We start from the raw sequence: 3770 nt of genomic DNA, 5'->3' as shown, positions 1-3770 counted from the left end.
GATGCTCGAAAATTGAAGTAAATCAGACATTATATCTGAAAGGAAAGATAAATATTATGATAACTCAGGCAATTTTCCGAAGACGAAGCAACACAGTGATAAAACTAATCCTTACAGGTATTGTAACGGTTTTTATACTTGCCTTGCTTTTCTGGGAGCATTTTCATGGTGGAGTCGCAAGCCATCATATTCTTCACCAACAAAACCTACCGGCAATTTCCAATTGGTGGAGCGGACTATTACTTCCTATTCTTACTTGGCTTCTTTTGAGTGGGATAGAAAGGAGAATTGGAAAGCAATCTTCGCAGGTAAAGCAAACAAGCATAATAAAAACTAATATTTTAAGCTTATTTCTATTAGGTTTAGTCTTCGGGATTTTAATATCGATCTCTTTCACGAATGGATACAATCTCTTTTTAGATAATGTTCTTTATATCATGTTAGCGCTTAGCCTAATTATTCCAATATATTTTTCCGAGTTTATTTTAGGCTTTATTCTTGGCATGACTTATACCTTTGGAGCAATTTTGCCAACTGCTTTTATACTCATATTAGCAGGTATTGGAATTCTCATCTATAAATTAATCAGACCATTAATTATGAAGGTGATAATGAAATTTGTAAATAATCCGAATAAAATTCCGAACCACTAACTAGGTATAGACAGTATTCGGGGGGCTTGGTGGTAGGTTTGCTTTTGCTGCTGGGCGCGTGCTTTTGTAGCAGTGGGGAGGTGAACAGCCCGTAAATCCGCTATTGTATCTATGAAAGGAGTTTTAGATGTGGTAATTCTTGGACTCTAGTTTCTTTAATTAGTAAACTTGAAACAATGCGGCTACTATTACCCTATTATAAAGTGCTCTGAATTTTAAATAATTAGGTGTACTTTTATTTCAGCTAAATTCAAAGAAATGAAAAAAATCACACTATCCTTATTTTTAATAACCGTTCTATTTACGTCTGTATCTGCACAAAGCTTAGATGATAAAAAGCTGAACCGTTATTTTGATGCTTTGGAATCCGCAGATAAAGTCATGGCTTCAGTAGGTTTGTCAGTTGCAGGAGAGCCTGTATTTCAGAGGACTGTTGGTTTTATGGATGTGGAAAATCAGATCCCTGCTAATCCTCAGACCAAATACAGGGTCGGATCCATCAGCAAGATGTTTACTTCAGTACTCACCCTTCAGGCCATAGAAGCAGGCTTACTGGATCTTGATACCAAATTGGATGTTTTTTTTCCTGAAGTGCAAAACGCTGGGGAAATCAGCATCAAGCACTTGCTCCAACACAGATCCGGGATTTTCAGTCTGACTTCATCTCCAGATTACCTGAGCTGGAATACCGAGACTAAGTCAAAACCTGAATTGCTTGCGATCATTATTGCAGAGGGAAGTATTTTTGAACCGGACTCTAAAGGTGACTATTCCAATTCCAATTATGTCCTGTTGACCTGGATTGTTGAGGCGGTTTTTGAAAAGAATTATCAGGATTTGCTTAGAGAAAAAATCACAGGTCCTTTAAAATTGAACAATACCTACCTGGGTGAAAGGATAGGGACTTTTGACGACGAAGCCCATTCCTATCAGATGAAATCAACATGGACCAAGAGCACAGAAACTGACATGAGTATTCCATTGGGTGCCGGAGCAATGGTCAGTAATACAGAAGATTTGGGAATTTTTATCCATGCTTTGTTTGAAGGAAAATTGATCAGTCAGGAGAGCCTTGGGCAAATGATGGAAATGAAAGACAATATGGGCCTTGGGATGTTTGTATTTCCTTTTTACGATAAAAAATCATTTGGCCATGGTGGAGGGATAGACGAGTTCAGGTCCTTGCTCAGTTACTTTCCCGAAGAAAAGTTAGCCTTTGTGCTTTTAAGTAATGGATCCGATATGAATAATAATGATATTGCTTTGGCGACCTTATCTGCCTATTTTGGGAAGGATTATGAAATTCCGGCTTTTTCCCAAGAAAAATTAAGTGAAGATGTTCTTGAAAAACTGACGGGTGTTTATGGGGCAGACAGTTTTCCCCTCAAAATCACTGTGACAAAAGAGGGAAGTAGGCTTTTTGCTCAAGCTACAGGACAGCCATCATTTCCATTGACCTATGATGAAGGTTTTGTATTCAGCTATGCTCAAGCTGGATTGAAAATGGAGTTTGATCCAGAAAATGAAAAGATGAACCTCAAGCAAGGCGGGATGTCATTTGACTTGGAAAAAAAGCAACCTATAGAGTAAAATAAGGGCTTAAATCTCCCAAAGAGAATTTGAACAAATAAGATGAAATGGCAGAAATAAATCAAAGAACCATAAGCAAAGCAAAGACAATCCTTGTTTTTATTTTTACTATCATCATCGGCTATGTTCTTTTCATTATACCTGACGTATTATAATTAAAAACGTATGGTATAATGGATATAAAAACAGGCGGAACAATACTAAATTCAAAGGTTTTGGCTCGTATCGAACTTCAGTGCAGGTTGACAGTTTTATGCTTCATAATCACCTACTTTTCACATATTAACCGACGTAAGTCGTCATTCTAAACCAAAACCATGAAAATGATGAAAGTAGTAATATTTATTCTGACAGGTTTTTTGGTCAGCCAAGGAAATATTTTTGCCCAAAAGGTAAGCTCAGATGATATTGTAGGAATTTGGATGGGGGCCGTTAAAATGGGGGATGATTATCCTAGGTTAGTGTTTGAAATTAGCCACGACAATGACAGAAAACTGAATGGAACAGTTGGTAGTCCCGAAAAGGGAATTAAAGGAATACCCCTTAGTGCTATTAAAGTGAAAAAAGATTCAGTGATCTTTGAAATAGAGGCTGCTATGGCGGAATTCAATGGCATCTTGAGTTCTGACAAAAAAAGAATTGAAGGAGTTTGGAAAGAAGGTGAATCAAAACAGAATATAATTTTGGAATCCATTTCATTGGAAGTGCTGGATAACAGCAACCCAATTAAAAAATTCCCATATCAACTTCAATACTCAAACGATTACTTTGATTTCTATTTGAAAGAAAAGGATATAAAAGTGCTTGATGATTTGGAAACGACACTTGATAAGAATTTTTTAGAACTTACTGACATCATGCAAACTAGCTTTACAGATAAAATAGCTGTGATTATTTATCCGGATATTAAAGAATTCCACAAAGCGATTAATATTGAGGATGCTCCTGATTGGGTTGTAGGTGCTGCTGGAAAAAATGAATTGAAGATGGTTTCGCCATTGAACCCAGGAAATGTTCACAATTATAAATCTCTTATAAAATCGATTGTTCATGAATTATGCCATGCTGTTATCATCAATATGCGTGAACAAGGTCAAGTTGGTTTGCCTAAATGGCTGGATGAAGGATTTGCCTTTTATTACGCGGGGCAATTGACTGAAGAAAATAAGAAAGAAATCCTAAAAGGTGCTAATCAAGCTTCAATTCCAAGCTGGGAATTTTTAAATTATGCAGGCACTGTCGAGTTCGGTGATCATAATGGATATGTTTTTTCCGCATCTATAGTTGAGTTTTTAATTAACAATTACGGGTATGATGTTATCAGAAAGTTAATATTACAGCCTGAGGATTTTCAGAATATTTTTGGGTTGTCTGAGGTAGATTTAGAAATGAAATGGAGAAACTACCTAACAAATCAATAATAAAACCTACGTTATGAGCCATTCAGTCAAATTACCCCAATTGAGTTATAGGGGAAACGAACAAAAGAAGATGACCTTGCATTTGTTTTTACAGATCTTGGGTAAG

Annotated in this window: 3 protein-coding genes; all 3 read left to right on the top strand. The window is 36.5% G+C overall.

Features of this window, described 5'->3' with window-relative positions; all coding sequences use genetic code 11:
- Window positions 1-653 (top strand): hypothetical protein (locus tag EA341_RS00720; protein ID WP_293010762.1); only part of this gene is annotated, 653 nt, incomplete at its 5' end.
- A gap of 258 nt (window positions 654-911) precedes the next feature.
- On the top strand, window positions 912-2243 hold the full coding sequence (locus tag EA341_RS00715) for a serine hydrolase (protein ID WP_293010761.1): 1332 nt from the start codon (window positions 912-914) through the stop codon (window positions 2241-2243).
- A gap of 317 nt (window positions 2244-2560) precedes the next feature.
- Window positions 2561-3664, top strand: a complete 1104-nt coding sequence (locus EA341_RS00710; RefSeq protein WP_293010760.1) for a peptidase MA family metallohydrolase — start codon at window positions 2561-2563, stop codon at window positions 3662-3664.
- The last annotated feature ends 106 nt before the right edge of the window (window positions 3665-3770 follow it).

Source organism: Mongoliibacter sp. (genome assembly GCF_007692705.1).
In the GTDB taxonomy this organism is placed as follows: domain Bacteria; phylum Bacteroidota; class Bacteroidia; order Cytophagales; family Cyclobacteriaceae; genus Mongoliibacter.
Note: the sequence above shows the minus strand (reverse complement) of the source record. Positions and strands in the feature narration are given on the sequence as shown.

What these genes read in the sequence shown, in the direction of transcription:
- EA341_RS00710 (WP_293010760.1), top strand. Translation starts at nt 2,561, where the DNA reads ATGAAAATGATGAAAGTAGTAATATTTATTCTGACAGGTTTTTTGGTC.
- EA341_RS00715 (WP_293010761.1), top strand. Translation starts at nt 912, where the DNA reads ATGAAAAAAATCACACTATCCTTATTTTTAATAACCGTTCTATTTACG.